Annotated in this window: 1 protein-coding gene; it reads left to right on the top strand. The window is 74.1% G+C overall.

Annotated elements, in window-relative coordinates; all coding sequences use genetic code 11:
* Positions 1-84 precede the first annotated feature (84 nt).
* Positions 85-4,575 (top strand): type I polyketide synthase (locus ACFWW9_RS45835; RefSeq protein WP_390389921.1); only part of this gene is annotated, 4,491 nt, incomplete at its 3' end.

Below are 4,575 nucleotides of genomic sequence, written 5' to 3'. Positions count from 1 at the left end.
ATCCGAGGTTGGTTGATGTGAGCTCCTGTAGTCTTTAGGATAGACTCCCGGGTGCGGGTGACGCCGTGGATCTCCGTTCGGTAGGTGCTGATCACCGGCGGGACGGGGGAGTTGGGCGCGCTGCTGGCCCGGCACCTGGTCACCCGGCACGGCGTGCGCCACCTCCTGCTGCTCAGCCGCCAAGGCGGTGGCGCGGACCTCGTGGCCGAACTGACCGCGCTCGGCGCGGACGTCCGGGTCGAGGCGTGCGACGCCGCCGACCGGGACGCGCTGGCCACCGTGCTCGCGACGGTCCCGGCCGACCACCCGCTGACCGCTGTCGTGCACGCGGCGGGCGTGCTGGACGACGGAGTGGTCGAATCCCTGACGCCACAACGCCTGGAGCACGTGCTGCGGCCGAAGGTGGTCGCTGCCCGTTACCTCCACGAGCTGACCGGCGACCTCGCGGCGTTCGTCCTGTTCTCCTCCGCGGCCGGGGTGCTGGGCACGCCCGGCCAGGGCAACTACGCCGCCGCGAACGCGGGCCTGGACGCGCTGGCCGAGCACCGGCACGCGCTCGGCCAACCCGCGTTGTCGCTGGCGTGGGGGCTGTGGGAGCGGCGCAGCACCATGACCTCCCACCTGGCGGACCGCGACGTCCGCCGCCTGGACCGCGCCGGGATGCCGCCGTTGACCACCGAGCAGGGGCTCGCCCTGTTCGACCGCGCACTCGGGTCGGCTGTGCCCGCACTCGTCGCGCTGCGTCTGGACGGGCGTCCGCGCTCGGAGGTGCCGTACCTGTTGCGCGGGCTCGTCCGCACGCCTGTCCGGCGCGCGGTCGCCGCCACCGGGACGGCGTCGACGCGGGACCTGTTCGTCGGGCTGACCGACGCCGCACGGTCCGCGGCGGCGCTCGACCTCGTCCGCACGCACGTGGCCGCCGTCCTCGGTCACGCGACCGGCGCGGGCCTGGACGTCCACAAGCCGTTCAGCGCGCTCGGGTTCGACTCGCTCACGGCCGTCGAACTGCGGAACCGGGTGAACGCCGGGACCGGACTGCACCTCGCGGCGACTGCGGTGTTCGACCACCCGACCGTCGCGGACCTGGCCGCCCACGTCGTGGAGCGGATCGTCGGCCGCGTCGAACGCGCGCCCGCCGCGCCGGTGCGGTCCGACGACGACCCGGTCGTGATCGTCGGCATGGCCTGCCGGTTCCCCGGCGGGGTCGCCACACCGCAGGACCTCTGGGACCTCGTGGCGGACGGCCGCGACGCCACCTCCGACTTCCCGACCGACCGCGGCTGGGACGTGGAGTCGCTGTACGACCCCGATCCGGACGCGCGCGGCAAGTCCTCCACCCGGCGTGGCGGTTTCCTGCACGACGCGGCGGACTTCGACGCCGAGTTCTTCGGGATCTCCCCGCGCGAAGCGCTGGCGATGGACCCGCAGCAGCGGCTGCTGCTGGAGACCTCCTGGGAGGCGCTGGAACGGGCCGGGATCGACCCCGCGTCGACGAAGGGCGTCCGCGGCGGGGTGTTCGTCGGCGCGATGTACCACGACTACGAGAGCGCGGCCCGGTTCCCCGACGACCTGGAGGGCTACCTGGGCGTGGGCACCGCGGGCAGCGTCCTCTCCGGGCGGCTGGCCTACACCTTCGGGCTCGTCGGGCCGGCCGTCACGGTCGACACCGCCTGCTCGTCGTCGCTGGTGGCGCTGCACCTCGCGGCGCAGGCGCTGCGGTCGGGCGAGTGCGACGTCGCCCTCGTCGGCGGGGTGGCGGTCATGGCGACCCCGGCGACGTTCGTCGACTTCAGCCGCCAGCGCGGGCTGTCCCCGGACGGCCGCTGCCGGTCGTTCGCCGACGCCGCCGACGGCACCGGCTGGTCCGAGGGCGTCGGCGTGCTGGTCGTCGAACGGCTGTCGGAAGCCCGCAGGCGCGGGCACGACGTGCTGGCGCTGGTCCGGGGCACCGCGGTGAACCAGGACGGGGCGTCCAACGGCCTGACCGCGCCGAACGGCCCGTCCCAGGAACGCGTGATCCGGCAGGCGCTCGCGGCCGCCGGACTGTCCACTGCGGACGTTGACGCGGTGGAGGCGCACGGGACCGGCACGAAGCTGGGCGACCCGATCGAGGCGCAGGCGTTGTTGGCGACCTACGGCCAGGACCGCGAACGGCCGTTGCTGCTGGGCTCGATCAAGTCGAACATCGGTCACGCGCAGGCCGCCGCCGGGATTGCCGGAGTGATCAAGATGGTCCTGGCGATGCGGCACGGGGTGTTGCCCCGCACGCTGCACGTCGACCGGCCCTCGTCCCACGTCGACTGGGACAGCGGAGCCGTGGCGCTGCTGACCGAGCCCGTGGCGTGGCCGGAGACCGGTCGTCCACGGCGGGCGGGCGTCTCGTCGTTCGGCGTCAGCGGGACCAATGCCCACGCGGTCCTCGAAGCCGCGCCTGGGGAGCCCCCCACACCGGAACCCGTGGGCACGACCGTGCCGTGGGTGCTGTCGGCGAAGTCGCCGCGGGCGTTGCGGGACCTGGCCTCGCGTTTCTCGGCGGTGCGCGGGTCCAACCCCGTGGACGTCGGGTATTCGCTGGTGGAAGGGCGGACCGCGGTCGAGCACCGGGCCGTGCTGGTCGGTGATCACGCGGTGGGCCTCGACGCCCTGGTGGCGGACGAGCCGTCGCCGCGGGTGGTGCGCGGCGTGGCGGACCTGAGCGGCGGGGTCGCCTTCGTGTTCCCCGGCCAGGGATCGCAGTGGACCGGGATGGCGGTGGAGTTGTCGGACTCCTCGCCGGTGTTCGCCGCCTCGATGGCCGAGTGCGCGGACGCCTTGGCGGAGTTCGTGGACTGGTCGTTGACCGAGGTCTTGGACGACGAGGTCGCGTTGGCACGGGTCGACGTGGTGCAGCCGGTGCTGTGGGCGGTGATGGTGTCGTTGGCCGCGCTGTGGAAGGCCCACGGCGTGATCCCGGCCGCGGTCATCGGCCACTCGCAGGGCGAGATCGCCGCGGCGTGCGTCGCGGGCGCGTTGTCGCTGCGCGACGGGGCACGCGTGGTGGCGTTGCGCAGCCGGGCGATCCGCGCCCTCGCGGGTAGCGGCGGGATGGTGTCGGTGGCGTTGCCGGTCGACGAGGTCGCCGCCCACGTCGACCGGCTCGGCCTGTCGGTCGCGGCGGTCAACGGGCCGTCGTCCGTCGTGGTGTCCGGGGCGGCCGTGCCGCTGGACGCGCTGGTCGCCGAGCTGGAAGCGGACGGCGTGCGGGTGCGGCGCGTTCCCGTCGACTACGGCTCGCACTCGGCCGACGTCGAGCCGCTGCGGGAGCGCATCCTCGCGGACCTCGCGCCGGTCACGACCCTGGACGCCGGGATCCCGTGGCACTCCACGGTGACGGGGAAGCTCGTCGACTCCGCGGACGCCGAGTACTGGTACCGCAACCTGCGGGAGACCGTGCGCTTCCAGGAGGCCGCGGAAACGCTGCTGGCCCAGGGGATCCAGGCGTTCGTCGAGATCAGCCCACACCCGGTGCTGGCGGTCGCACTGGCCGAGACCGCGCCCGAACCGGCGGTCGTGGTGGGGTCGCTGCGCCGCGGTGAAGGCGGGGTGGACCGCTTCCTGCGGTCGGCCGCCGAGCTGTTCGTGCGTGGCGTGCCGGTCGACTGGCGGCCCGCGCTGGCGGGCGGCCGTCGGGTCGAGCTGCCGACGTACCCGTTCCAGCGTGAACGGTTCTGGCCCGCCGCCACGGCCGCCGCGGGCGACGTCACGGCGGCCGGGCTGGGGGTCGTCGACCACCCGCTGCTCGGCGCGGTCGCGGAGGTGGCGGGCGGGCAGGTCGTCTTCACCGGACGGCTGTCGACCGCCGTCCAGCCGTGGCTGGCCGATCACGTCATCGAGGACGCGGTCGTGTTCCCCGGCTCTGGGTTCGCCGACCTCGCCCTGCTCGCGGCACGGCACGTCGGCCGCGCCCGCGTGGAGTCGCTGACGCTGGAGAACTCCCTGCTGCTCCACGACTCCGTGCAACTCCAAGTCGTTCTCGACGCCCCCGACGCGAACGGCCGCCACGGCGTGGCGGTCCACTCGCGGTCCGACGACACCGAGCCGTGGACGCGGCACGCGAGCGGCGAGATCGGCTCCGACGGACCGGAACCGGCCGGACTGCCCGCCGCTTGGCCGCCCGCAGGCGCGATCGAGGTCGACGTGGACGCCCTGTACGAAGGAGCGGCGGCGCTCGGGTACGCCTACGGGCCCGCGTTCCACTGTCTGCGCCGGGTGTGGCGGCTCGGCGACGAGCTGTTCGCCGAGGTCGAGTCGGACCGCGGCGGCGACCACGTGGTCAACCCGGCCCTGCTGGACGCGGCGGTGCAGCCGCTGCTGCTCGACGTGATCGGCGGGACCAAGCCCGCGGCGCTGGCGTTCTCGTTCACCGGGCTCACCGCCGTCCGCGGCGGAGCGCTCGCCGCGCGGGTCCGCTTGTCGCCCAACGACGACGGCTCCACGGCGGTGCTCCTCACCGACGACACGGGCCAGCCGATCCTGGCGGTCGACGCAGTCATAAATATAAAGGTGACCTCCGCGGCGCACCGTGTGTGCTTGTTC

The sequence above is a fragment of the Umezawaea sp. NPDC059074 genome (genome assembly GCF_042738955.1).
In the GTDB taxonomy this organism is placed as follows: Bacteria; Actinomycetota; Actinomycetes; order Mycobacteriales; family Pseudonocardiaceae; genus Umezawaea.
The sequence above is the reverse complement of the archived record's forward strand: the minus strand, read 5'-3'. Positions and strand labels throughout refer to the sequence as shown.